This window comes from Pseudomonas sp. IT-347P (assembly GCF_949768005.1).
Taxonomy (GTDB): Bacteria; Pseudomonadota; Gammaproteobacteria; order Pseudomonadales; family Pseudomonadaceae; genus Aquipseudomonas.
In genome coordinates this window covers 201,945-225,430 of sequence record NZ_CATKPQ010000059.1, presented here as the reverse complement: position 1 = coordinate 225,430, position 23,486 = coordinate 201,945, and the positions used below count along the sequence as shown (strand labels likewise).

The following is a 23,486-nucleotide window of genomic DNA, read 5'->3' as shown; positions in this document are numbered from 1 at the left end:
GAGGGTGGCTGTCGGTCAAACCCGGTTGCCCACTCACTGCGATTTTTTCGCCCAGGCGCCGAAGATCATGTCGCCAATATAGATACCTTCAGATTGGGTGCGTTCATCGTCTAGCCGTGCTTGCAGGGTTTCCATTTCGACCTCTTCTGCCGTGGCGACGCCGTGCGCAAGGATTCGCGGCAGACAGGCTCGTACGATATGTCCCAGCGCGTAGGGGCTGCCGGGCGTCTGAATAAGGCATTCTCCACGTACCGCTTCTACGGCTAGACCGGCCTGGGTAAAGATGCGATGAAGGTTGAAACCGATATGCAGATCAGCCCCTTCACGCTCGATCATGCGTTGTATCCAGCCCTGGGCGCGTTTGTGTAGCGCAAATCCGTCCAGGCTCGCCGGCACCAGAGTGGTGTCGTGTTCTTGAAATACGAGAATGCCTCCAGGCCGCAAGTGTCGCGCCAGTGCCCGTACAGCCGCGACGGTATCAGTCTGATACATCAACACCCGCCGACCAACGATTGCGTCAAACACGCCAAGCGACTCGGCAAGTCCGAGCAGATCGCTATCGATGAATTCAGGTTGGGCATGGCCCGTCGGGGTACTGCGTTGGCGTGCAATGGCCAGTGCATTGGCGTCGTGATCCGCACCCACCACCGCCCCGGTGCTGCCGACCAGGCGCGCAAGCAAGTAGGTGACATCGCCTGAACCGCAGCCGACGTCCAGTACGCGCATGCCTTCGCGGATTCCGGCATCGACGAGCAGGCGTTCGGTGAAGTCCGGTGAAGTGTTCGACATGGCAAAGCTCCTCAAGTGTGTTGCAAATGTGCGCCGCCCCATCGGCAGGTTCTGGCGGCGCCATCCATTGCGTTGCGGGCGAAGGCGCTTTTCTCAGGTGGTTGCACCTGCATGGCGCCTTCGGGTAGCGCTCCGGCAGTTTCCGTTAATCAGCCCGCCACGAGCAGCGCCTCATCCTTTGCTGCCGCACGTTTATACGCCTCGCGGCCGGTAAGTTTCTCGGCGTAGGCGAGAAATGCGGCCCGGGGCGGCAAGGTGTTCATGGCAAGTCCCCAGCCGATGTGCGAGCCGACATACACGTCCGCAGCGGTGAAGCGCTCACCGGCAATGAAAGGGCTGGCCAGCACCGCGCGCTCAAGCTGGTCCACTGTGCGTGCATAGCTTCCATAGCCAAAGAAGAACTCTTGCTCAGGCTCAGGGTTGAAGCCCGCGCGGTGGTTGGTTACGGCCTGCTCCACGGGGCCTGCTGCAAAAAACAGCCAACGGTAATACGCCGCCCGGTCCTCCGGCGCAGGCGCCAGTCCGGCTTTGGGAAAGGCGTCAGCCAGATAGGCACAGATGGCAGCAGTTTCTGTTATGGTCTGCCCGTTGTGCACCAGCGCGGGGACTTTTCCCATCGGGTTCACGTCGCGAAAAAAAAACTGCATGTGGATCATCAGCGCTGGTGTGCACGGGTACTTCCAGTGCAGCGCCGCCCCAGCGGTCAGCTCCACTGGCCGACTGGTAATCCAGAATGACCACGTCATAGGTGCAGCCGATTTCTTCTAGCATCCAGCGCACCATGCGGCCGCGAGAATTGGGATTGGTATAGAACGTTGTTGCCATCGTGAGCACCTCAGCTCGTTTCATTAACGATCATGCTAAGCGCGAGGGTGCATTCCTTCGTGGGCGGTTTGCGTCAGAACACTTGCGAAACGCGCCATAGATTGGCGCTGCATTACGCGTTGCCGCTTACGTGCGGCTCGGAGCCTGAAATGTCCCAACCTGAGATCCGCTCCGAGCGGTGCAAACTACCCAAAGTATTCTGGCAGGCGATAGAGCGACTGGGTCTCAGCCCGGTGGCGGTTCAACAACATGCGCAACTGCCAAGCGACCTTCACCGGAACGACGCCGTTGTCACGATCGATCAGCTGTTCGCTGTTTGGCGGGCCATTGAGGCGTTATCGGCAGACCCGGCTTTCGCCATAAAAATGGTCCGCGACACGCCCAGCGGAAAACACAAACTGGCGTTCCTTGCCGCGTTATATGCCGCCGATTTTCGCGAAGGGGTGGCGAGGTATTCCCGCTTCATGCGCCTATGCAGCCCCGACCAGATCTGTGTCGAGGAGCGTGACGGCGAGGTGTTGTTCACTATTCTTTGGCCGGCTGGCAGCGGCCCACAGCCTCATCTCGCGGTGGAGGCATGTTTTGCTTTTTTGCTGGAGCTCGGTCGGCGCGGCACGGGGACGCACTTGGTGCCTCTGACAGTAAGCCTGCGACGCCCGGAGCAAAACCTGGAAACCCATGCGCATTATTTCGGCTGTCCCATTCGCTATGGCGCAGCTCGTGACCAACTGACAATCAGCGCCAGCGACTTGAGCCTGCCGTTTCTGGAACATAACCCGGAAATGCTCCACGTCCTGACCCCTGGCATGACTGCCGCCTTGCAAGAGATCGGCGCGCCAGCTGGATTCCGTGAGCAGGTAATCGGCTTGCTGAAACGAGCCTTGGCCGACGGACGACCAACCCTGCAACACTTGGCTCAAGAGCTGCTGCAAAGTGAACGGACGCTGCAACGACGGTTGGCAGCAGAGGGCACAACGTTCAGCGAACTGCTCAATGAGGCCCGACGCCACGTGGGCTTTCACTTGCTTGCTGATACAAGCCTTGAACTGAAAGAAGTGGCCTATCTACTCGGGTACGAGGACGCCAATTCTTACTTTCGGGCGTTCCGGCAATGGGAAAAGATTTCACCAGGTGAATGGCGACGCGTTAACGCATAAGGCTCAGGGAAGAAACGATCGGCCCCTCACGGCGGTGCCCATGCACGTCTGCTTCTGGCCCAGAGTGTGTGAAGCGTACCTTGAGGTTCATCCTGTCCAGCTAGCAATCCGGGCCAACCGCCGGAACGCTCTGACGAACATAATAATTGTCGAATTCACCGCTTTCGACGAATTGGAAGCCATGGCGGATGTAAAAGCGATTCGAAGCGCTTTCTTTGAGCGCTCCAACTTTAACAGGGAGCGCAGCCGCATCCGCCACTTTGAAAATCTGAGCAAGAACAACAGAGCCTATACCTGATCCTTGTGCGCTCGGTTTCACATACAAGTGGTCGAGCAAGAGTTCATTGTGATGATGCTTGACCACCACAAAACCAACCCTCTCTCCGGATACCTCGATGTAGTGTGTGTTGCGAGCTTCAAAACCGCTAAGAAACCGCTCACGCGCACGCACCGGATCAAATCGCCCGACACGCTCCAGACTTTCGCGCATGGCCTCGATTCGAATGGCTACAAGATTGTCCACGTCGCTTTGTTGAGCTGGGACCAAAATGACCAAAGAATTTTGATTGGGTACGACGGGCATATTTTGCGCTCTATTTACCATCCTGGAAGGCCAGTATAGAGAGCCTGATGTGTGGGGCAATTTCAACAGCGCCAGTTTTCACTGCTGGCCGTTGTGACGATCGTCCCCACCAGCGCTGGGCTGTAAGGGCCAACTGCGAACACGTCCGGGCGACCAGTCGATAAGATGTAGTCGGTTTATATCCAGATGTCGTTCAAAGCCGTTCTCTCGCCATCTTCATGCCCTGTGTTCAAAATGCCTCGTGGCTCGATCATCATCAGTTTTGCTTCACCTTCTGCAGCCGTCCGATGTTCCACGCCACGGGGCACCACATACAGTTCACCCGGATTCACATAGACGCAGCCTTCCGGCAGGTCGATGCGCAAGGTGCCTTCCAGGACAAGAAATGCTTCGTCGGTCTCAGGATGGGAGTGCCAGATGAATTCGCCTTCTATTCGTACAACCTTGAACTGGTAGTCATTCATCTCTGCAACAACCCTGGGGCTCCAGTGCTGGTCGATGAGCGAAGCTTTACGTGCCAGGTTTACAGGAACTGATGATTGTTGATGACGGAGCTCTGCCATGACGGATCCTCTGTGTTTGGAGTCGCCAGCCTATAGCGCATGGAACAGGGCGCTCTTGTACGATCCTGCAAGTCAGCGCGCGGCCCGCAATCGTTCCAGCCAGCGCATCGGCGGGATTCCGTAGCAGCGGGTGAAGTGACGTGTCATATGACTTTGATCGTGGAAACCCGCGACGAGGGCCGCATCTACCAAGGTGAAACCTTCAAGCACCATTTCGCGAAACCGATCCAGGCGGCGCAGCGTGACAAATCGGTAAGGGCTCGTCCCGTAAAGCGTTCTGAAATCGCGTGACAGGCTCCAGCGCTCGCGCCCACTGGCATGTTCCAGCATCTCCAGGGTGATGCATGAATGCAGATGTTCCAGGATGAATGCTCTGGCGCGCCCGGCGGCCCGGTAATCCAGACGCTTGCGTCCGCGCGGCTTGCCCCCGACGGCACGCAACGCCATCGCCAGGTCATACAGCGCGTCCTGTTCCTCCAGTGTTTCCAGTGGATGATCCACCGCTTGCACGAATGCTTCACTGGCATGGAACAGACGCGGATCGCTCGAAAGTCCCCCGGCGATAAAGGGCAGCGGTTGCCCACCCAGGACGTTCTGGATTAATGCCGGATCAACGTAGGCCATTCGATAACGAAAGCCTGCGTCGGTGCCGGCCATGCCGTCGTGAAGTTCGTCTGGATGAAGCACGAGCGTATTGCCGGGGATACCGTGGCGCAACGAGCCTCCGTAGTGAAAGCTCTGGACGCCGGCCAATGTGCGGCCGATCGAGTAGGTGTCGTGTCGATGGGGATCGTAGCCGTGGCTGCCGAACCACGCTTCGATACGCTCGATGCCTCCTGGTTGAACACTGCGGATGACCCAGTCGGCGCTGCCTGGTTGGCCGTTTTTCTGATCCATGAATGTGTGGCTTCCCGATTCTGCGCGTTGGTGGTGAAGATTTGTCTGGCGGAAATCATCTCCCCACAGCAACCCTTCAACCTCATCAAATTTGCCGGCGACCTTCAGATAAGTCTCAGCCCAGATCAAGCCACAGTGGGCCGCAACTGCTGCGCCAGTTCAATCAGTGCGCGCAATCGCGCCGGCACGAAGCGATGGCCCGAGTAGTAGAGCCTCAACCCGCCAAACGACGGGCACCACGGCATCAACACTGGCACCAGGGCGCCGCTCGCCAGTTCCTCCTGGATGAACCACTCGGAAATGAACCCAATGCCGAGGCCCGACACCACGGCCTGTTTGATGGCCAGCAACTCGTTGGACGCAAAGCACACCGGCAGATCCATCTGCAGTTTTTGGCCATCGCACTCCAATTCCCACTGGTAGAGGCCACCATGGGCCATGCGCATGCCGATGCTCCGGTGGGTGAGCAGATCTCGCGGATGCTCGGGCACGCCGTGGCGTTCGAGGTACTCGGGCGTGGCCACCACAAGCATCCGGATGTCACCTGACAGTGCCACGGCAATCATGTCTTGCGGCACAGATTCTGCCAGGCGAATCCCGGCGTCGAAACCACCGGCGATAATGTCGACCATGCTTGATTCGCTGACGATGTCGATGCGCACTTCGGGATAGCGCTGAGCGTACTGCTTCAATAGCGGATCCAACAGCAGGCAGGCCGCGCCATGCGGTGCATTGATGCGCAATGTGCCGCTGGGTTCATCGGGGCCGACGCTGGCTTCTTCGCCGGCACTTTTGATCTGTGCCAACGCAGGGGCGATGCGGGCCACATAGCGTTGGCCGATGTCGGTGAGGGCAACGCTGCGCGTGGAGCGATTGAACAGGCGCACTTTCAGGCGTGCTTCCAGGCCGGCCACCGCGCTGCTCACGGCGGTAGTGGACATGCCCAACTCCTGGGCTGCGCCGCGAAAACTGCTGCGGCGCGCCACGGCCAGTACCACTTCCAGCTCGGTCATTGCTGTTCTGTGCATGGATTGTCCTGAATATAAGGATGCTTCATCAGCCAAAGGATGGCTTATCGGAATAATGAACCCTTCTTAGACTCCATCACAGAGGCTCGATTCAGGCGAGTCGTTTTTGAGCGAGGAGTCGCCATGCAACGCATTGAACATATCTACATAAACGGCGAGTTCGTCCTTCCACACGGTCAGGAATGGTTCGACCTTCATGATCCGAGTACCGAGGAAGTCATCGGCCAGGTTCGGCTGGGCGATGCACTGGACGCACAGCGCGCGATCGCAGCCGCCAAGGTTGCGTTCCCGGCGTGGGCCCGTACCAGCCGGGAGGAGCGCATTGCGGCACTGCGCCGCATGCACCGGGCCATGGCGGCAAGGGAGGAGGAGTTGCTGGAAGCCATCCTCGTGGAGTACGGCGCGCCTGCGGTTCGCGGTCGCTGGATGGCGACTTATCCGGCCGAGGTGATCGCGCAAGCAATCGATGCACTGGAGGCGTTCGATTTCGAGGAACAGGTCGGCATGGCCAAGGTCATTCTGACGCCCGTGGGTGTGACCGGTCTGATCACGCCCTGGAACAGTAATGCGGGTTTCATCTGCAACAAACTGGCCACCGCGCTGGCGACGGGTTGCACCGCCGTCATCAAGCCTAGCGAGATGAGCGCGTTACAGACGCAGGTCGTGGTCAGTGCGTTGCACGAGGCGGGGCTGCCACCGGGTGTATTCAACATCGTCAACGGGCGAGGCGATGTGGTTGGCGAGGAGATCGCCCGTCATCCCGACGTTGCCAAGATCTCGTTCACGGGTTCGTCCGCTATCGGCCAACATCTGGTCAAAACCGGTGCTGACACGATGAAGCGCGTGACGCTTGAACTCGGCGGCAAGTCGCCCACCGTGGTGCTTGACGATGCGGATTTCCAAGCCGTGATGCCGCTGGTGCTGCAAGCCGGATTTCTCAACAGCGGCCAGGCTTGCATCGCGGGCACTCGCATCCTCGTGCCGCGCCGCCGGCTGGCAGAGTTCGAGCGCATTGCGAAGGAGGGCGTCTCACAGGTCCGATCGGGCGATCCGCGTAACACCGACACCGACATCGGTCCGATGGTGAGCCAGAAACAATGGGAACGGGTGCAGCGCTACATCCGTACCGGCCAGGAAGAAGGCGCGAGGTTGCTGGCGGGTGGCGAAGGTCGCCCGGAAGGCTTGCATGCCGGATGGTTCGTGAAGCCCACGATCTTCACTGATGCCAACAACCGGATGCGCATCGCGCGCGAGGAAATCTTCGGCCCCGTGCTGACAATCATCCCCTACGAGGACGACGCCGATGCGATCAGCATTGCCAACGATACGGACTATGGGCTGAGCGCCCTGGTGCTGGGGAAAAGCGCTGAACGTTGTGTGAATATCGCCCGTCAGATCGACGCGGGACGCGTGCTCATCAACACTCTGGCCCACGAACCACGTGCCCCATTCGGTGGATTCAAGCATTCAGGCCTTGGGCGCGAAATGGGCAGGTGGGGGATGAGCGCGTATCTGGAGCCGAAGACGTTGATCAGCAATGACCCGGTGAAATGACTGGGTCAGGTTCCTGTCTGGGGGCACTGCATCCGTCGTCCGGGCTACCGGGCACATACTCAGGAGACATTTCATGGAGTCATGATCGCAGCCAGTTTCGGATGGTTTTTCGCGTAATACAGCTCTGACTCAGCGTCATCTTCCAGGAAGTGCCATATCTTTTTTGATCGCACGGAATACATGACGATAATCAGAAATACCCCGAGATAAAGCCACATCAAACTGGTCGCGCCGGATCTGGACATGATGGCGCCCGTCATCATGAATGAGACCGAGCTTCCTAGTTGACTGATCACTAACGTGGATGCCATTAGTCGCACGCGTACGCCGGAGGGGATCGACATGACCCTCTTGTCCATTCCGACCATCGTAATGCATGCACTCGCTGCCCCGGCGAAAAACAGGCAAGTACTCAACTCCCAGATTTCGTCGGCTTGCGTCGCTGCACAGAGTGCAAACGTTAATAGGGCCCAACATCCAAGATACTTGTCGCGCTGATTTTCCTTTTTGGTAATCAGCGGGCTTAAAAAGAACAAGCCTGCAACGGCTCCACCCGCGAATACCGCATTGAACAGGCCAACGCTACCTTCAGCTAGACCCCGAGTGTGTATGAGCGCTGGCACCAGCATCGGTACGGTCGCGGTAACGGCCAGACCAAGCAGTAATCCGGAAAACGTCAAAAATTGTTCTGGCGGTAGAACGCATTTGAGTTTAAGCCCCAAGAGCATGTCATTAACAAGATCGGCTGATGATTTTCTGGGTTGCAGGGAAGGGGCTGCACTCACCGGTAACGCCATGGCTAAAACCACAATGAGGAATCCCACTATCGACACGAATAGCAGCGAGATTTCCAGTGAATAAACCGTAATTACGATACCCGCCAACAAAGGTCCAGCAACCCGGCCGACAGTAACAACGATGCGCCGGACGCGAAATGCAGCGTCCGTACGATGTTTATCAACGGTTTCCGCAGGATAGATACCCAAAAGAGGCTGGATCATTCCAAATGCTGATGCAGCGATCACGTCGATCAGTATCAGCGCATCAAGGGAATACCAGCTTGCGGCAAAAAAGTATCGCAATACGCTCGCCATCAAGATCGCAAAACAGCCTACCTTGAGCGCCGTGCTGCGGCGCATTGACTCAACACGCGGCGCCAGACACAACATTGAAATGATCGCCGCGAGTGCGAGTGCTGTTTCGTAGGCTGCCAGCTCCAGCAGGCTTCCTCGCTGCACGATGATCAGCGGTAGCGTGGTATTCCAACAGCCGAGGTAGATCCAAAGTAACAAGTCCAGGCAAAGATACTTTCGAAATGTACTCAATTAGTCGGTTCCTTGCTCCGCACCTTGTGTTTGGGATGTCATTCGCCCGCTTCGAATTATCCGCAATGCCGCTGCGCACATATCAGCTTATACCTGCGCTGACATCCGGTGATGTTCCAGCAGGAAGTCCACAAACAATCGCACCCGCGCCGGCATTGCCGCACCGCCGACGAACACCGCATGAATCGGTTCCTGGTCCCCCGGGTTCCGGGCTTGCAGCAGCGCAATCAGGTCGCCGCGCTGCAGATCTTCGCTCACGCTGAACTCTCCGATACGGGCAATGCCGGCACCCACTCGCGCAAGTTGTGCCAGCGCTTCACCACTGCTGCATTCGATGTTGCCGCTGACCTTCAGGGAAAACGCTTTGCCATCGCGGGTAAATGGCCAGTTGGATTCGGCCCGCCGGAAGTTGAAGCGCAGGCAGTTGTGCTGCAGCAGGTCTTCCGGTTCCTGCGGGATGCCGTGGCGCTGCAGATACTCCGGTGATGCCACCACGACCTGGCCGGTGTCGCCGATCCTGCGGGCGGTCAGCGGGCTGTCGGGCAGATGGCCAAAGCGGATCGCGACGTCGGCTTGCCCGCCAAGAATGTCGACCACTTCGTCGCCCAGGCTGAGGTCGATGACGATGTTCGGGTAGCGGGCGCTGAAGGCTGCGACCAAGGGAACGATGGCCAGACGGCCGTGGCCAAGGGCGGCACTGACGCGCAATCTTCCTCTGGGCACGCCTTGATCGGCGATGGCTTCTTCGACCTCGTCCATGTCGGCGAGGATACGCCGGGCGCCGCGCAGGAACGCTTCGCCCTCGGCGGTGAAGGTGAGCGCTCGTGTGGTGCGCAATAGCAGGCGAGTGCCAAGCCGTTGCTCGGTGCGGGCGATGATCCGACTGACTGCCGAGGGTGTCAGGCCCAGAGCACGCGCGGCCGCCGACAGGCTGCCTTCCTGCGCCACGGTGGTGAACACGCTCATTTCACCTGACCTGCCGTTGAAATCCACTTGTGCCTCCTACGCAAAGGTGATTGCCAAAAATGCCATCTACCGCCGGAAAAGACGGGATCGTAGCATTGGCGGCATAGATAAGGAGCTTTCCATGCGTATCAATCCACCACTTGTTGCACTCGCCATCGGTGCCTTCGGCATCGGCGTTACAGAATTCGCCCCCATGGGCATGTTGCCGGGTATCGCTGCGGATCTGGGCGTGTCCATTCCCGCAGCCGGTTTGCTGGTCAGCGCTTATGCGCTGGGCGTATTGCTCGGCGCACCGCTGATGACCCTGACCACCGGCAAGATTCCCCGACGCTATCTGCTGATCGGGCTGATGGCGATCTTCACCCTGGGTAATCTGATGTCGGCCCTGGCCACCGATTACTACAGTCTCATGGTCGCCAGAGTCGTGACCTCGCTGAACCACGGTGCCTTCTTTGGCGTTGGCTCCGTCGTCGCCGCCACCCTAGTCGCCCCGGAAAAACGTGCCGGGGCGGTTGCGGCGATGTTCATGGGCCTGACCTTGGCGACCATCGGCGGCGTGCCGCTGGCTGCCTGGTTTGGCGAACTCTTCGGCTGGCGCACGGCTTTCTGGGGGATTACCGGCCTTGGCGTGATGACCATGGCCGCGCTGTGGTTCGCCTTGCCCAATGTGCGGGCGCCGCAAAGCGTCGGTGTCATGGCGGAAATCCGCGTCTTGGGGCGCGGCCCGGTGCTGGCCGCGCTGGCCCTGACCGTTGTCGGCTCGAGTGCCATGTTCACCGTTTTCACCTACATCGCGCCGATCCTCAGCAGCGAGACCCATGCATCCACCGCCTTCATCACCGCCATGCTGATGCTTTACGGTGTCGGGTTGACGCTGGGCAACATGTGGGGCGGCAAAGCCGCTGACCGCTCGATCGATCGCACCCTGATCGTCTCGCTGAGCGTACTGATTGTGATCCTGTTGGCGTTCACCGTACTGATGCGCTGGCCGCTGCCGGCCGCCGTGGCCATTCTGATTTGGGGTATCGCCAGCTTCGCCCTGGTGCCGCCGCTACAGATGCGTGTGATGGAAGCGGCCAAGGACGCGCCCAATCTGGCCTCGGCGGTGAACATCGGCGCCTTCAACTTCGGCAACGCGATTGGCGCGGCGCTGGGCGGCGCGGTGATCAGCAGCGGGCTGGGTTATCCGGCGATCTCCCTGGCCGGCGCAGCAATGGCCGGCCTGGGACTGCTGATGGTGTTGGCGTTTGCTTGGCGCACCAGAACAATTGAAGCCGCCGTGGTGTGACGATTTGCTCGGGTGGCAGGCGAGGGCGAAGCGGTGTCAGTGATCGCCTGCCTGACGACGCAACAAGTCATCGACGGCCCGGATGGCCAGGGCATATCCGTCGGCGCCCATGCCGCAAATCACCGCGTTGGCCACGCCCGACATGATCGAGTGACGGTGCAGTTCGTCCCTGGCATGGATGTTCGACAGGTGCAGTTCAATCAGCGGTGTGGCGAGCAGCTTCAGCGCATCCAGTACCGGAATCGAGTGGAACGACAGGCCGGCCGGGTTGATGATGACGGCCGCGCCTTGCTCGAACGCCTCTTGAATCCAGTCGACCATCACACCTTCGTGGTTGGTTTGGCGAAAATCGCAGATCAGCTCAAGTTCCTCGGCCAGTCTTTCACTGCGCTGGCGGATCTGCTCGAGGGTGGTGTGGCCGTAAATGTGCGGCTCGCGGCGACCGAGCAGGTTGAGGTTTGGGCCGTTGAGGATGAATACGGTGCGGTTCATGGTGGTCCTGCTGCGTTATTTGGAAAGAAGGGCGGTAGCGCGAGTGTCGAGGGCCTCGTCGCTGGCGACGGCGTTCAGGTCGATGCCGCGGGTTTCCGGGCCGATGACAATCATGGCCAGGGAGACCAGGTTGATCACCGCGCACAAGGTCACCAGCGGCCACGGCGAGTTGTTTGACTGGCTCATCAGCCATACGGCGATCATCGGCATCGGCCCGCCAATCACCAGGTTGGCGCCGGTGTAGGCCAGTGCCGAACCCGAATAGCGGACCTGGGTCGGGAACGCCTCGGCAAAAGCCACAGGTTGAATCCCGCTCTGGAACTGGGTGAAGCCCAGGAACAGCCCCATGATTGCCATGATGGCCGCAACGTTCAGTGTGTTGAGGATCGGGAAATACACGAACAGGATCAGCAAGGTCATGCATGAACCCAGTGCCAAGGCCTTTTTCCGGCCCCAGCGATCGGACAGATAACCGCCGGCCAGCGCACCGAAAATTGCGCAGACGTTAGCCACCATCAGCGACATGAAGCCTGTCGACTGACTGAAGCCCAAGTGCTTGGTCAGATAGCTGAGTGAGAAAATCACGATCAGATAGAACAGCGCAGCGGGCGAGCAGAAAAACAGCATCAGGCGCAGGATGGTTTTGTAGTGGCTGCCGACAGCGGATTTGAGTGGGCTTTTTTCCTGTTTGACCGGGGTCTTTTTCAAGGCCACGAACGCCGGGGTCTCATCGACCTTCAGGCGGATGAAGATGGCCACCACCACCAGCACGAAGCTCATCAGGAAAGGAATTCGCCAGCCAAAGCTTTCAAACTGCTCGCTTGAAAGTGTCGCCGCCAGGCCCATCAACACGCCGTTGGCCAATATCTGGCTGAGCGGTGAGCACAAGCCGAGCATGCCGGAATAGCGCCCGCGGCGATCGGGGGAGGCGTGTTCCAGCGCCATCAGTTGCGCACCGGTGGACTCGCCGCCCAGCGCGAAGCCTTGAACGATCCGCAGCAGCACCAGCAGGATCGGCGCCCAGATACCCACTTGAGCGTAGGTGGGCAACAAGCCCATCAGCACCGAGGCGAGGCCCATCATGGTCACGGTGGCCAGCATCAGATTGCGCCGGCCGAGTTTGTCACCCAGGTAGCCACAGGTGATAGCGCCCAATGGCCGCGCGGCCAGGCCGACGCCGAAGGTTGCCAGGGAGGCGAGCAGGCCAGCGGTCGGCTCCATGGCCGGGAAAAACAATTTGGGCAAAATGGTCGCGGACATCGCGCCATACAGCGTGAAGTCGAACCACTCCAGGGCCGTGCCAATGGTCGCAGCGGTCACCGCTTTGCGAGGCATGCGCGAATCATGAGTCTCGTGACTGATTGTGCTCATAAGGGTGCTCGTCATTATTTTTATAGTGTCGGGATGCCCGGACGGTCTGCGCAGTAACCACGCAATGGGCAGGGATCGTCGAGGTGGCTAGACGTTAGCGCATCCTGCTTGCAGAATAATTATCGAAATCACGATAAATAGATAAGCCAGCCTTATGGGTAGCAAGTATGGAACTGCGTCATCTGAAAGCCTTTGTCGTTGCCGCTGACTTGCAGCACTTCAGTCGGGCGGCTGAGCAGTTGGGCGTTGCGCAACCGGCACTGAGCCAGTTGATGCGAACCCTGGAGTCCGAGCTGGGGTTGACCTTGTTCCGGCGGGAAAACCGCGGTGTCGCATTGACCGCTGCCGGCGAGGCATTTCTGCCCCATGCGCGGCAGTCCATCGAATCCAGTGAACTGGCGATTGCCGCTGCTCGGCGGGCGCGCCGTGGTGAAGTGGGCGAGATCAACATCGGCTATCACTCGGCGCTGTTCGAGGCCAATTTGCCGCAGTTGCTGCGGCATTACTTCAGCACCTTCCCGGAAGTCAAAGTGTCGCTGGTGGACGCCGGTATCCGCGCGCAGTTCGACATGTTGCTCGAGCACAAGCTTGACCTGGCCTTCGCCCGGGTCTTCAAGGATCACCTGCCGGACCGTCTGCGCACTCATCACTTCAGCCAGTCTAGGCTGGTCCTGCTGATCCCGGACAACCATGACATGGCGCACAGTTTTACCGGCGAACTGGCGACGCTGCGCCATGAGAAATTCGTATTTCTGCAGGACAGCGCCGGCATCGGCCTGACCTCACATACGCTCCAGGCGTGCCGGCAGAACCAGTTGCACCCCGAGAACATCATGCACGTGCCATCGCTGATGAGCATTCCGGGGCTGGTGGCGGCCGGCATCGGCCTGAGCATCGTCCCGGAAACCATGACGCGCTTGACCATGCCCGGCATACGCATCGTGCCGCTGGCTCAAGCGGAAATGGTCAGTGAGCTTTCGCTGATTTCGCGGATTGATGAAAGGTCCAGCGCGGTGCTGCACTTCATTGAAGAGGCACAGGGTTGGGGATGAAATGCGCTGTTCATAGAGCATCACACATTGTCAGTCGCCGACAGGCTGAGTAAGCTGCGCCCATGAATCAGCCAACCGTATCGACCTCCTCGCCGAGCACTCGCGGCCCCGCCGAACACGACATTCGTGACCAGATTGTCGCCGCGGCCAACGAGCACTTCAGCCAATATGGCTACGGTAAAACCACGGTCTCCGACCTGGCCAAGGCCATCGGTTTTTCCAAGGCGTACATCTATAAATTCTTTGACTCCAAGCAGGCGATTGGCGAGGCCATTTGCGCCAACTGCCTGGGGCAAATCGTTGCCGCGGTCGAACAAGCGATAAACGCAGAACCGGTTTCAGCCACCGAGCGTTTGCGCAGGTTGGTCAAAACCGTGATCGCCACGGGGGTTGACCTGTTTTTCAATGATCGCAAGCTCTACGACATTGCGGCGTTTTCCGCTTCGGAGCGCTGGAACAGTGCTCAGGTGTACGAAGCACAGATCAAGGGCTTTATCCTCGACATCGTGCGTCAGGGGCGAGAAGCGGGGGAGTTCGAGCGCAAGACCCCGCTGGACGAAACCGTCGAGGCGATCAATCTGGCGCTGCGACCTTTCGTCAATCCGCTGCTGTTGCAACACAATCTGGATCTGATCGAACAAGCGCCAACGCTGACCACCAATCTCATCCTGCGCAGCCTTATGCCTTGACCTGTCGCTGAGTAGAATTTTCAGTCGATTCGGGCCAAGGCGACACCCCCTCATTAGTTTTCCCGCCCCCGGCACGTGCATGCCGGGAGCGCTTTGAGTTTTCTGTAATGTGACCATTGACTGTATTAGTCACATGGATAATATGGGTTCGCTGTAGTGCTCGATGTTCTATTCCAGTGATCTCCATAGAGTCCAATAATGAAAAAAACAATGCTCAAGAGCCCCGTGGGCTTGGCCTTCGTGCTTGCGTCTTCCAATGTGTTTGCCGGTGGCTTTGCACTCAACGAACAAAGCATCAGCGGGATGGGCTCCGGTTTTGCCGGGCGCTCTTCTTCAGCCGAAGACGCCAGTACGATCTACGGCAACCCGGCGGGCATGGCGCGGCTTAAACAAGAGCAGGTCAGCGTGGGCGCGGCGACGCTGTTCGCCAAGTCTGATATCAGCCGGACGCGCAGTACGTTCGGCGGCAAGGAAGACGGCGACATGGTGCCGACGACCACCGTGCCGATGGGGTATTACGTCAAACCCATTGATGAACACTGGGCATTCGGCGTCGGATTTTATGTACCGTTCGGGCTGATCACCGACTATGGCAGTGGTTTTGCCGGGCGCTATTACGCCAACAAGAGCGAAGTCACCACGCTGACTTTCCAGCCGACCATCAGCTATGCGTTTAACGAAAAAGTCTCGATCGGCTTCGGCCCGACCATCAACCGTATTGGTGGAGAGATTTCGGGCATGGTGCCCAATCCTCTCAGCCCGGGGCGTAATGACGGCAAGCTGAAAAGCACCGGCGATGACACCGCGCTGGGTTTCAACGCCGGTGTGCTGGTGCAGGCGACAGATCAGACCCGCCTGGGGCTGACCTATCACTCCAAAGTCAGTTACCACCTGGACGCGAAAACCAAGGTCACCGATGGCATCTTCAGCGTGCTGGGCGTCAGCGGCCGCAGCTATGACGCATCGCTGGACGTCGACACGCCCGAGTCGGTGGACTTTTCGGTCACGCACCAATTCAATAACGACTGGACGCTTTATCTGGGCAGTACCTGGACGCGCTGGAGCCGCTTCAAGGAGCTGACGATCGAGAACAGTGGCTTGCCGCCGTTGCTGAGTGGCCAGTTGGGGACGATCAGCGAAGAGCAGAACTGGCACGACACCTGGGCTCACGCGATCGGTGCGGCCTATCAACTGAATAACCAATGGGTGCTTCGTGCCGGTTTTTCGGTTGATCAGTCACCGGCCAACAACACTAATCGGGGGCCGCGCATTCCGACGGGCGACCGCAAGGTGCTCAGCTTCGGTGCCGGCTGGACGCCGGTGGAAAATGTCACGATCGACCTGGCTTATTCCTACCTTTGGGAGGAGAGCGTGGAGGTCAACGACACCTCGGCATCGAGAGGTGCCTACAGTGCCAGATACAAGAACAGTGCGAGCGGGCTTGGGACTTCTGTGAGCTACCGTTTTTAGTCGGGGCTGTCAGTCGATCCGTAGTCCGATGTTGCTGATGGCCAGGATACAGTTATTTCTCAGGTAGTGACTATTGACGATGTTGGTCACAAGACTGAGAATATGATGATCATCCTATTCCTCAGTAAGGGAATCTATGCGCCGGCTCCGACCTTTCCCCATTGCCGCATGCTTGTTGCCTCTTGCCCTGACTGCCTGTGGCGAATCTTCAAGCGTTGCAGATCCCCGTACCCAGGCGCCGCTGGTCAGATCCGCTGCGGTTCAAGCGTCACCCGATGTCGCTCGTTCTTTCACCGGAGTGGTCGCGGCGCGCGTTCAGGGCGACTTGGGTTTTCGCGTGTCGGGCAAGGTGCTCGAACGTCTGGTTGATACGGGGGAGGTCGTCAAGCGAGGGCAGCCGCTGATGCGTCTCGACCCGATCGACCTCGGACTGCAAGCGCGGGCGCAGCAGGCGGCGGTCATCGCAGCTCGCGCCAGCGCCAAACAGACAGCCGACGATGAGGCTCGCTATCGCAAACTGGTCGGCGTTGGCGCCATTTCGGCATCAGCCTACGATCAGTTCAGAGCCGCCGCAGAGACTGCAAAAGCGCAGCTCAACGCCGCGCAAGCGCAAGCCGACGTGGCCCGCAATGCTTCGGGTTATGCGCTGCTGGTCGCTGATGCGGACGGCGTGGTGGTGGAAACCCTCGCTGAACCGGGACAAGTAGTCAGCCCGGGACAACCGGTGGTTCGATTGGCGCGCGCAGGTCAGCGTGAAGCCATCGTGCATCTGCCCGAAACGCTACGCCCGGCAGTCGGCTCCACCGCGCAAGCCAGCCTTTACGGAGTGAACTCAGCTCCTGTCACGGTAAGTCTCAGGCTGCTTTCGGACTCCGCAGACCGCACGACGCGCACATTCGAAGCGCGGTATGTGCTCGAGGGACCGTTGGCCAATGCGCCGATCGGTGCGACCGTCTCCCTCAGCATTGCCGAGGGCGCCACCCGGACACAGGCGTTACAAGTCCCCATTGCCGCGATTTACGACCCGGGCAAAGGTCCGGGTGTGTGGGTGATCGCTGGAACACCGGCAACAGTGACCTGGCGAGCGGTGCAGGTGCTGGGGTTGAGCGATGATTCGGCCCGCATCGCCGGCGACCTCGCTGCCGGTGAGCAGATTGTAGCGTTGGGCGCCCACCTACTGCGCGATGGCGAAGAGGTGCGATTGCCGCAGCAGAACGAAGCCAGCGTTGCCGGGAGTCGCCCATGAGCCAGGGGCGCTTCAACCTTTCGGCCATCGCCGTGCGCGAGCGGGCGATCACGGTGTTCCTGATCTTTCTGATCGCTGTTGCGGGGACGTTGTCGTTCTTTAAGTTGGGACGTGCGGAAGATCCACCGTTTACGGTCAAGCAGTTGACCGTGATTACCGCGTGGCCCGGTGCGACGGCGCAAGAGATGCAGGATCAGGTCGCCGAACCCCTTGAAAAGCGCCTGCAAGAACTTAAGTGGTACGACCGCTCGGAAACCTATACCCGTCCGGGACTGGCGTTCACGATGGTGTCGCTGCTCGATAGCACGCCACCCTCGCAAGTGCAGGAAGAGTTCTATCAAGCACGCAAGAAACTCGACGACGAAGCCATCAGGCTGCCGGCCGGTGTAATCGGGCCGATGGTCAACGATGAGTTTTCCGACGTGACCTTCGCGCTGTTCGCCTTGAAAGCCAAAGGCGAGCCACAGCGCTTGCTGGTGCGTGATGCCGAAGCCATGCGCCAGCGTTTGCTGCACGTGCCGGGGGTGAAGAAGGTCAACATCATCGGTGAGCAAGCCGAGCGCATCTACGTTTCGTTTTCCCATGACCGCTTGGCGACCCTCGGCCTGTCACCGCAGGAGATCTTCGCCGCGCTGAACAGTCAGAACGTGCTGACGCCCGCCGGCTCCATCGAAACCAATGGGCCACAGGTGTTTCTGCGTCTGGACGGTGCTTTCGACAAGGTACAGAAAATTCGCGACACACCGGTCTCCGTGCAGGGCCGCACGCTCAAGCTCTCTGATGTGGCAACGGTTGAACGCGGTTACGAGGACCCGGCCACCTTTGTCGTGCGCAATAACGGTGAAGACGCGCTGCTGCTGGGCGTGGTCATGCGCGAGGGCTGGAACGGTCTGGATCTGGGCACGGCGCTGGATGCCGAGACCGCGCGGATTAATGCGGAAATACCACTGGGCATGACCCTCGCCAAAGTCACCGACCAGGCGGTCAATATCGACTCCGCTGTCGGCGAGTTCATGGTCAAGTTTTTTGTCGCGCTGCTGGTGGTCATGCTCGTGTGCTTTCTCAGCATGGGCTGGCGGGTCGGGGTGGTGGTCGCCGCGGCTGTGCCGTTGACCCTGGCGATCGTGTTCGTGGTGATGGCCGCCACCGGCAAGAACTTTGATCGCATTACCCTCGGGTCATTGATTCTCGCGCTCGGGCTGTTGGTGGATGACGCGATCATCGCCATTGAAATGATGGTGGTGAAAATGGAGGAGGGCTACGACCGCATCAAAGCGTCCGCGTATGCCTGGAGCCATACGGCGGCGCCGATGCTGTCCGGTACGCTGGTGACGGCGATCGGCTTTTTGCCGAACGGTTTTGCCCAGTCGACTGCCGGCGAGTACACCAGCAACATGTTCTGGATTGTCGGCATCGCGCTGATCGCGTCCTGGGTCGTCGCGGTGGCGTTCACCCCGTATCTGGGCGTGAAGTTGTTGCCGGACATCAAGCAGGTCGAAGGTGGCCACGCGGCTATTTACAACACGCCGAATTACAACCGCTTTCGCCGTTTGCTGACCGCAGTGATCGCTCGCAAATGGTTGGTGGCTGGCACGGTGGTCGCGCTGTTTTTCGTCGCCGTTCCCGGCATGGGGCTGGTGAAGAAGCAGTTCTTTCCGACCTCCGACCGCCCCGAGGTGATGATCGAGGTACAGATGCCTTACGGGACTTCGATCGAGCAGACCAGCGCCTCGGCCGCCAAGGTCGAAGCCTGGTTGCACAAGCAGGAGGAGGCCAAAATCGTCACGGCCTATATCGGCCAGGGTGCGCCACGTTTCTTCCTGGCGATGGCGCCGGAATTACCCGACCCTTCGTTTGCCAAAATCGTCGTGCTGACAGACAGTCAGGAGGCGCGTGAGACCCTCAAGTTGCGCTTGCGCGAAGCGGTTGCAGCAGGCCTTGCGCCGGAGGCTCGCGTACGGGCCACGCAAATTGTGTTTGGTCCCTATTCGCCGTTTCCCGTTGCCTACCGGGTGATGGGACCTGATCCCGCGAAGCTGCGCGATATCGCCGAGCAGGTCCGCGTCGTATTGCAAGACAGCCCGATGATGAGAACGGTGAACACTGACTGGGGGCCGCTGACCCCGACATTGCATTTCAGTCTCGATCAGGACCGTCTGCAAGCCGTGGGGCTGACCTCCAATGCGGTTGCCCAGCAACTGCAGTTCCTGCTGAGCGGAGTGCCGATCACAGCGGTTCGCGAGGATATTCGCTCTGTGCAGGTCGTCGGGCGTGCCGCTGGCAATATCAGGCTCGACCCGGCGCAGATCAAAGGTTTCACCTTGGTCGGCGCGGCGGGACAGCGCATCCCTTTGTCGCAGGTCGGCGAGGTCGATGTACGCATGGGAGATCCGATTCTGCGCCGCCGTGACCGCACGCCGACCATCACCGTGCGTGGCGACATTGCCGAAGGCTTGCAGCCACCAGATGTTTCGAGCGTGATCCTCAAGCAGTTGCAGCCGATCATCGAAAAACTGCCATCTGGTTACCGGATTGAGCAGGCGGGCGCCATTGAGGAGTCCGGCAAGGCGGGCAAGGCGATCTTGCCCTTGCTGCCGATCATGATCGCCATGACGTTGCTGATCATCATGGTGCAGGTGCGTTCGATCGCGGCGATGATTATGGTCTTCCTCACCTCGCCGTTAGGCTTGATTGGTGTGGTGCCAACGCTGCTTATCTTCAATCAGCCGTTTGGCATCAATGCGCTGGTCGGGCTGATTGCGCTGTCGGGGATCCTCATGCGCAATACGTTGATTCTGATCGGGCAGATCCACCACAACACGCAGGAAGGGCTGGACCCGTTTCACGCCGTGGTCGAAGCCACGGTGCAACGTGCGCGGCCGGTCCTGCTGACGGCGCTGGCGGCCATCCTGGCGTTTATTCCACTGACACACTCGGTGTTCTGGGGCACGCTGGCTTACACCCTGATTGGCGGCACGTTCGTCGGTACCATCATGACGCTGGTGTTCCTGCCGGCGATGTACTCCATCTGGTTCAAGATCCGTCCTGAACACAAGGCTCAGACTGAGACAGTCAGACTGGCGTAGTTACAAAGCCTGAAATCGAGGCCCGCTCTGGCGGGCCTCTTTGTCCCCCACGTCAAAGCGTGGTGATCTGCCCGTTGCGATCCAGTTCATACACCTTGTTGCCCTGCAACTTCTCCTTCAGCCACCGTTCCGCCTTTCCCAGCGGCCGTTGTCGCGCCCACAGCAAATCCACACCAATCTGCCAGTCCGTATGCGGATACGCCGATAGCTGCAGTTCCACCAGTTCACCCTTGGCCAGTTCACGCTGAACAAGCTGGCGGGGCAGGGTGGCCCAGCCGAGCCCGGCACGGACCATTTCCAGTAACGCCAGATAGCTTTCCGCTTGCCACAACTGGGTCGAGCGCAGGTATTCGCTGCTCGGCAGTTTGCTCGCGTGGGCACTGAAGGCCAGGCGCCGATGCACATGCAGGTCATCGAACGTGACGTTATCGAGCTGCGCCAGTGGATGGTCGGGATGGCAGACGTGCAGCATGATCAGTTTGCCCAGTTGCTGGAACGCCAGTTCCTTGGGATAGCCGGGTTGTGAAAACGCCACGCCGAGTACCGCTTCACCGCTGCTGACCAGTTCGCTGACGTCGCCATAGACCGGATGACGGATGATCAGGTCGACAAAGGGGAACGCGGCTTCGAAGGCTTTGAGCACCGGCATGATCGGCCCGTACGGCGTTTCAATGGCGAGCGTCAGGCTGGTTTCGACGTTGTCCGAAAGGCAGTCAGCGTGGGCTTCGAAGGTCATGCAGCGTTCGAGCACGGATTCGGCCTGCACCAGCAATTTGTGGCCGCTGGCGGTGAGGGCCGGGCTGCGGTTGCTGCGGTCGAACAGCTCGACGCCAAGGTCGGTTTCCAGATTGGCAATCGCCGCGCTGATGGTCGATTGAGTCTTGCCTAGTTTGCGCCCGGCGGCGGAGAACGATCCGCTTTTGACCACTTGGACGAACATCAACAGTTGATCGAGTGAGAAGCGCAAGCGGTGAACTCCTGGGTCGAGGATGGAGGTTTAAAGCAGATAACCAATCCAAACCAATGCCAGATTCGTGCCATCGAAAAAAGCGATGGTTGCTAATTTGGTTCATCGCAATAAACGTTCAACTATGGCCCCGCGTTAAACGATCTCCGGGGCGGATCTGACTTTCAAGCGCCCCTGAGCATGCCCGCGATCTCAACAGATGCCGCACCTTCAGGAGCGTGTGAAATGACCACACAACGCATTCATCCGGTGGACGAAGTTTTGCCACTGCGACAGTTGTTCACGTTTGGCTTGCAGCATGTGCTGGTGATGTACGCGGGAGCGGTGGCTGTGCCACTGATTCTTGGCAGTGCGATGGGGCTGACCTCGGCGCAGGTGGTGTTGCTGATCAACGCCAACCTGTTGACCTCTGGCGTAGCGACGTTGATTCAAACCCTAGGCTTCTGGAAATTCGGCGCGCGGCTGCCGCTGATTCAGGGCTGCTCGTTTATTGCCTTGGCGCCGATGATCATGATCGGCAAGGAATTCGGCCTTAGTCAGATATTCGGTGCAGTGATCGCCGCTGGCTTTATCACCATTGCCCTGGCACCGGTGTTCAGCCGCTTGCTGCGGTTTTTTCCGCCGGTGGTGATTGGCAGTCTGATCACCATTATCGGCATCTCGCTGATGCCGGCAGCTGCGATCTGGCTGGGCGGCGGCAATCCCGACTCGGCGGATTTTGGTAATCCCGCGAACCTGTTGCTCGGTTTGGCGACGGTCAGCGTGACTCTAGTGATATACGCCAAATGCAAGGGCTTTCTCGGCAACCTCAGCGTGCTGATTGGTCTGTTCGTCGGCAGCCTGATCGCAGCAGCTTGCGGTATGACTCACTTCAATCGTGTCAGCGAAGCCGCGTGGTTTGAGCTGAGTGCGCCGATGGCATTCGGCGCACCGGAATTCTCACCGGTGCCGATTCTGATCATGACCCTGGCGATGCTGGTGATCATGGCCGAGACCACCGGCAATTGCCTGGCGATCGGCAAACTGACCGGCAAACCGACCACGCAACAGACCCTCGGCAACGCGTTCCGCGCCGATGGTTTGTCGACCATGCTCGGTGGTTTGTTCAACAGCTTTCCCTACAACGCCTTCACTCAGAACACCGGTTTGATCGCGCTTTCCAACGTGAAAAGCCGCTTCGTCGTGGCCGCGGCCGGGGCAATCATGGTGCTGATGGGCTTGTTCCCGAAACTCGGTGCTTTGATCGCCGCGGTACCGACTCCGGTGCTCGGTGGCTGCGCGATCGTGATGTTCGGCATGACCACGGTGGCGGGGATTCAGGAACTGTCGCGAGTGCAATTCGAAGGCACGCGCAACGGCATCATTGTCGCCGTGTCGGTGAGTGTCGGCGTGCTGCCGATGTCGTTTCCGGCATTGTTCGAACACGTCAGCCCGACCCTGAAACTGGTGCTCGACAGCGGGATTTTCCTCGGCGCGATCACGGCCATCGTCCTCAACATCCTGCTCAACAACGACAAAAAATCGACCGAAACCATCGGCGCTGAACTGGCCGACTGACTGTTTGTTTACCACTGCCCAGGAGTTACCCATGAATCAATTCACTCAGCTCATCCCGGCCGGCGTCAGCGAGCTTGATCTGACCTTGCTGCGCCAGACCATCGCCTTGTCCGAGGCATCGAAGCAACGCGGTCGCCATCCATTCGCGGCATTGGTGGCCGACCGCAACGGCAAGGTGATTGTCGAAGCGGGGAACAACTCGATGCCGCCGGAAGGCGATCCTACCCAACATGCCGAACTGGTTGCAGCGGCTGCAGCGGCCAAGCTGCTGACACCGCAAGAGCTGGAATTGTGCACGCTGTACACCAGCGCCGAACCTTGCTGCATGTGCGCCGGCGCGGTGTATTGGACGGGGATCGGGCGGGTGGTTTATGCCTTGTCGGAGCATGCGTTGCTGGGGTTGACGGGTGACCATCCGGAGAACCCGACGTTCTCGCTGCCGTGCCGCGAGGTGTTCGCCAAGGGGCAGCGCAAGGTCAGTGTGTTGGGGCCGATGCTGGAAGGCGAGGCGGCTGAACCGCACAAAGGCTTCTGGTCTTGAGGAGAGATTAATTTCTCACCGGCAAAAGGTGCCCGTCACA

The 23,486-nt window shown here is 59.4% G+C and carries 21 protein-coding genes; 10 read left to right on the top strand and 11 right to left on the bottom strand.

All coding sequences use genetic code 11. The annotated features are described in order from the left end of the window. Positions 1–33: 33 nt before the first annotated feature. Positions 34–789, bottom strand: a complete 756-nt coding sequence (locus ACM6IV_RS26650; RefSeq protein WP_414872339.1) for a methyltransferase domain-containing protein — start codon at positions 787–789, stop codon at positions 34–36. A gap of 149 nt (positions 790–938) precedes the next feature. After that, a complete protein-coding gene (locus ACM6IV_RS26645; RefSeq protein ID WP_414872338.1) occupies positions 939–1,535 on the bottom strand; it encodes a glutathione S-transferase family protein in 597 nt (198 codons plus the stop codon). Between the two features lie 228 nt (positions 1,536–1,763). Here ACM6IV_RS26645 and ACM6IV_RS26640 point away from each other — a divergent pair, with 228 nt between their 5' ends. Next, complete coding sequence (locus ACM6IV_RS26640) at positions 1,764–2,771, top strand: AraC family transcriptional regulator ligand-binding domain-containing protein (protein WP_414872337.1); 1,008 nt, start codon at positions 1,764–1,766, stop codon at positions 2,769–2,771. A gap of 100 nt (positions 2,772–2,871) precedes the next feature. Here the strand turns inward: ACM6IV_RS26640 and ACM6IV_RS26635 are convergent, their stop codons facing one another. From ACM6IV_RS26635 to ACM6IV_RS26620, 4 genes are all read right to left on the bottom strand, one after another. Beyond that, on the bottom strand, positions 2,872–3,354 hold the full coding sequence (locus ACM6IV_RS26635) for a GNAT family N-acetyltransferase (RefSeq protein ID WP_414872336.1): 483 nt from the start codon (positions 3,352–3,354) through the stop codon (positions 2,872–2,874). Positions 3,355–3,530: 176 nt separating this feature from the next. After that, the gene (locus ACM6IV_RS26630; protein ID WP_414872335.1) at positions 3,531–3,917 is read right to left on the bottom strand and encodes a cupin domain-containing protein; all 387 of its coding nucleotides are present in this window, start codon (positions 3,915–3,917) and stop codon (positions 3,531–3,533) included. 72 nt (positions 3,918–3,989) lie between these two features. After that, positions 3,990–4,814 carry an AraC family transcriptional regulator gene (locus ACM6IV_RS26625; RefSeq protein ID WP_414872407.1) on the bottom strand — a complete coding sequence of 275 codons (825 nt, stop codon included), beginning with the start codon at positions 4,812–4,814 and terminating at the stop codon, positions 3,990–3,992. A gap of 125 nt (positions 4,815–4,939) precedes the next feature. Further along, positions 4,940–5,842 carry a LysR family transcriptional regulator gene (locus ACM6IV_RS26620; RefSeq protein ID WP_414872334.1) on the bottom strand — a complete coding sequence of 301 codons (903 nt, stop codon included), beginning with the start codon at positions 5,840–5,842 and terminating at the stop codon, positions 4,940–4,942. 123 nt (positions 5,843–5,965) lie between these two features. Between ACM6IV_RS26620 and ACM6IV_RS26615 the strand changes: the two genes are divergently transcribed. Then, positions 5,966–7,396 carry an aldehyde dehydrogenase family protein gene (locus tag ACM6IV_RS26615; protein WP_414872333.1) on the top strand — a complete coding sequence of 477 codons (1,431 nt, stop codon included), beginning with the start codon at positions 5,966–5,968 and terminating at the stop codon, positions 7,394–7,396. A gap of 71 nt (positions 7,397–7,467) precedes the next feature. Here ACM6IV_RS26615 and ACM6IV_RS26610 read toward each other — a convergent pair whose 3' ends face one another. Further along, on the bottom strand, positions 7,468–8,721 hold the full coding sequence (locus ACM6IV_RS26610) for an MFS transporter (RefSeq protein WP_414872332.1): 1,254 nt from the start codon (positions 8,719–8,721) through the stop codon (positions 7,468–7,470). 87 nt (positions 8,722–8,808) lie between these two features. Beyond that, entirely contained in the window at positions 8,809–9,714 is a 906-nt protein-coding gene (locus tag ACM6IV_RS26605; RefSeq protein ID WP_414872331.1) for a LysR family transcriptional regulator, read from the bottom strand. Between the two features lie 94 nt (positions 9,715–9,808). Between ACM6IV_RS26605 and ACM6IV_RS26600 the strand changes: the two genes are divergently transcribed. Continuing rightward, entirely contained in the window at positions 9,809–10,975 is a 1,167-nt protein-coding gene (locus ACM6IV_RS26600; RefSeq protein WP_414872330.1) for an MFS transporter, read from the top strand. A gap of 36 nt (positions 10,976–11,011) precedes the next feature. Here ACM6IV_RS26600 and ACM6IV_RS26595 read toward each other — a convergent pair whose 3' ends face one another. Beyond that, positions 11,012–11,467: a type II 3-dehydroquinate dehydratase gene (locus ACM6IV_RS26595; RefSeq protein WP_414872329.1), complete on the bottom strand. Its 456-nt coding sequence runs from the start codon at positions 11,465–11,467 to the stop codon at positions 11,012–11,014. 15 nt (positions 11,468–11,482) lie between these two features. Continuing rightward, complete coding sequence (locus ACM6IV_RS26590) at positions 11,483–12,838, bottom strand: MFS transporter (protein ID WP_414872328.1); 1,356 nt, start codon at positions 12,836–12,838, stop codon at positions 11,483–11,485. Between the two features lie 167 nt (positions 12,839–13,005). On the opposite strand from ACM6IV_RS26590, the gene ACM6IV_RS26585 reads away from it, so the two are divergent. From ACM6IV_RS26585 to ACM6IV_RS26565, 5 genes are all read left to right on the top strand, one after another. After that, positions 13,006–13,890 (top strand): LysR family transcriptional regulator, encoded by an 885-nt coding sequence (locus tag ACM6IV_RS26585; RefSeq protein WP_414872327.1) that lies wholly within the window; start codon positions 13,006–13,008, stop codon positions 13,888–13,890. Positions 13,891–13,952: 62 nt separating this feature from the next. Beyond that, positions 13,953–14,579 (top strand): TetR/AcrR family transcriptional regulator, encoded by a 627-nt coding sequence (locus ACM6IV_RS26580; RefSeq protein WP_414872326.1) that lies wholly within the window; start codon positions 13,953–13,955, stop codon positions 14,577–14,579. A gap of 198 nt (positions 14,580–14,777) precedes the next feature. Further along, the gene (locus ACM6IV_RS26575) at positions 14,778–16,049 is read left to right on the top strand and encodes an OmpP1/FadL family transporter (RefSeq protein ID WP_414872325.1); all 1,272 of its coding nucleotides are present in this window, start codon (positions 14,778–14,780) and stop codon (positions 16,047–16,049) included. Between the two features lie 136 nt (positions 16,050–16,185). After that, the gene (locus ACM6IV_RS26570) at positions 16,186–17,295 is read left to right on the top strand and encodes an efflux RND transporter periplasmic adaptor subunit (RefSeq protein ID WP_414872324.1); all 1,110 of its coding nucleotides are present in this window, start codon (positions 16,186–16,188) and stop codon (positions 17,293–17,295) included. Further along, a complete protein-coding gene (locus ACM6IV_RS26565; RefSeq protein ID WP_414872323.1) occupies positions 17,292–20,381 on the top strand; it encodes an efflux RND transporter permease subunit in 3,090 nt (1,029 codons plus the stop codon). Before ACM6IV_RS26570 ends, ACM6IV_RS26565 begins: the two co-directional genes overlap by 4 nt. Before the next feature lie 52 nt (positions 20,382–20,433). Here ACM6IV_RS26565 and ACM6IV_RS26560 read toward each other — a convergent pair whose 3' ends face one another. Further along, positions 20,434–21,348, bottom strand: a complete 915-nt coding sequence (locus tag ACM6IV_RS26560; protein WP_414872322.1) for a LysR family transcriptional regulator — start codon at positions 21,346–21,348, stop codon at positions 20,434–20,436. A 225-nt stretch (positions 21,349–21,573) separates the two neighbouring features. On the opposite strand from ACM6IV_RS26560, the gene ACM6IV_RS26555 reads away from it, so the two are divergent. After that, entirely contained in the window at positions 21,574–22,905 is a 1,332-nt protein-coding gene (locus tag ACM6IV_RS26555) for a nucleobase:cation symporter-2 family protein (protein ID WP_414872321.1), read from the top strand. Between the two features lie 31 nt (positions 22,906–22,936). Continuing rightward, on the top strand, positions 22,937–23,446 hold the full coding sequence (locus tag ACM6IV_RS26550) for a nucleoside deaminase (protein ID WP_414872320.1): 510 nt from the start codon (positions 22,937–22,939) through the stop codon (positions 23,444–23,446). Positions 23,447–23,486: the final 40 nt, after the last annotated feature.

What these genes read in the sequence shown, in the direction of transcription:
- ACM6IV_RS26600 (WP_414872330.1), top strand. Translation starts at nt 9,809, where the DNA reads ATGCGTATCAATCCACCACTTGTTGCACTCGCCATCGGTGCCTTCGGC.
- ACM6IV_RS26645 (WP_414872338.1), bottom strand. Translation starts at nt 1,535, where the DNA reads ATGACGTGGTCATTCTGGATTACCAGTCGGCCAGTGGAGCTGACCGCT.
- ACM6IV_RS26615 (WP_414872333.1), top strand. Translation starts at nt 5,966, where the DNA reads ATGCAACGCATTGAACATATCTACATAAACGGCGAGTTCGTCCTTCCA.
- ACM6IV_RS26650 (WP_414872339.1), bottom strand. Translation starts at nt 789, where the DNA reads ATGTCGAACACTTCACCGGACTTCACCGAACGCCTGCTCGTCGATGCC.
- ACM6IV_RS26565 (WP_414872323.1), top strand. Translation starts at nt 17,292, where the DNA reads ATGAGCCAGGGGCGCTTCAACCTTTCGGCCATCGCCGTGCGCGAGCGG.
- ACM6IV_RS26570 (WP_414872324.1), top strand. Translation starts at nt 16,186, where the DNA reads ATGCGCCGGCTCCGACCTTTCCCCATTGCCGCATGCTTGTTGCCTCTT.
- ACM6IV_RS26550 (WP_414872320.1), top strand. Translation starts at nt 22,937, where the DNA reads ATGAATCAATTCACTCAGCTCATCCCGGCCGGCGTCAGCGAGCTTGAT.
- ACM6IV_RS26580 (WP_414872326.1), top strand. Translation starts at nt 13,953, where the DNA reads ATGAATCAGCCAACCGTATCGACCTCCTCGCCGAGCACTCGCGGCCCC.
- ACM6IV_RS26625 (WP_414872407.1), bottom strand. Translation starts at nt 4,814, where the DNA reads ATGGATCAGAAAAACGGCCAACCAGGCAGCGCCGACTGGGTCATCCGC.
- ACM6IV_RS26555 (WP_414872321.1), top strand. Translation starts at nt 21,574, where the DNA reads ATGACCACACAACGCATTCATCCGGTGGACGAAGTTTTGCCACTGCGA.
- ACM6IV_RS26585 (WP_414872327.1), top strand. Translation starts at nt 13,006, where the DNA reads ATGGAACTGCGTCATCTGAAAGCCTTTGTCGTTGCCGCTGACTTGCAG.
- ACM6IV_RS26575 (WP_414872325.1), top strand. Translation starts at nt 14,778, where the DNA reads ATGAAAAAAACAATGCTCAAGAGCCCCGTGGGCTTGGCCTTCGTGCTT.
- ACM6IV_RS26620 (WP_414872334.1), bottom strand. Translation starts at nt 5,842, where the DNA reads ATGCACAGAACAGCAATGACCGAGCTGGAAGTGGTACTGGCCGTGGCG.
- ACM6IV_RS26630 (WP_414872335.1), bottom strand. Translation starts at nt 3,917, where the DNA reads ATGGCAGAGCTCCGTCATCAACAATCATCAGTTCCTGTAAACCTGGCA.
- ACM6IV_RS26595 (WP_414872329.1), bottom strand. Translation starts at nt 11,467, where the DNA reads ATGAACCGCACCGTATTCATCCTCAACGGCCCAAACCTCAACCTGCTC.
- ACM6IV_RS26635 (WP_414872336.1), bottom strand. Translation starts at nt 3,354, where the DNA reads ATGCCCGTCGTACCCAATCAAAATTCTTTGGTCATTTTGGTCCCAGCT.
- ACM6IV_RS26590 (WP_414872328.1), bottom strand. Translation starts at nt 12,838, where the DNA reads ATGAGCACAATCAGTCACGAGACTCATGATTCGCGCATGCCTCGCAAA.
- ACM6IV_RS26640 (WP_414872337.1), top strand. Translation starts at nt 1,764, where the DNA reads ATGTCCCAACCTGAGATCCGCTCCGAGCGGTGCAAACTACCCAAAGTA.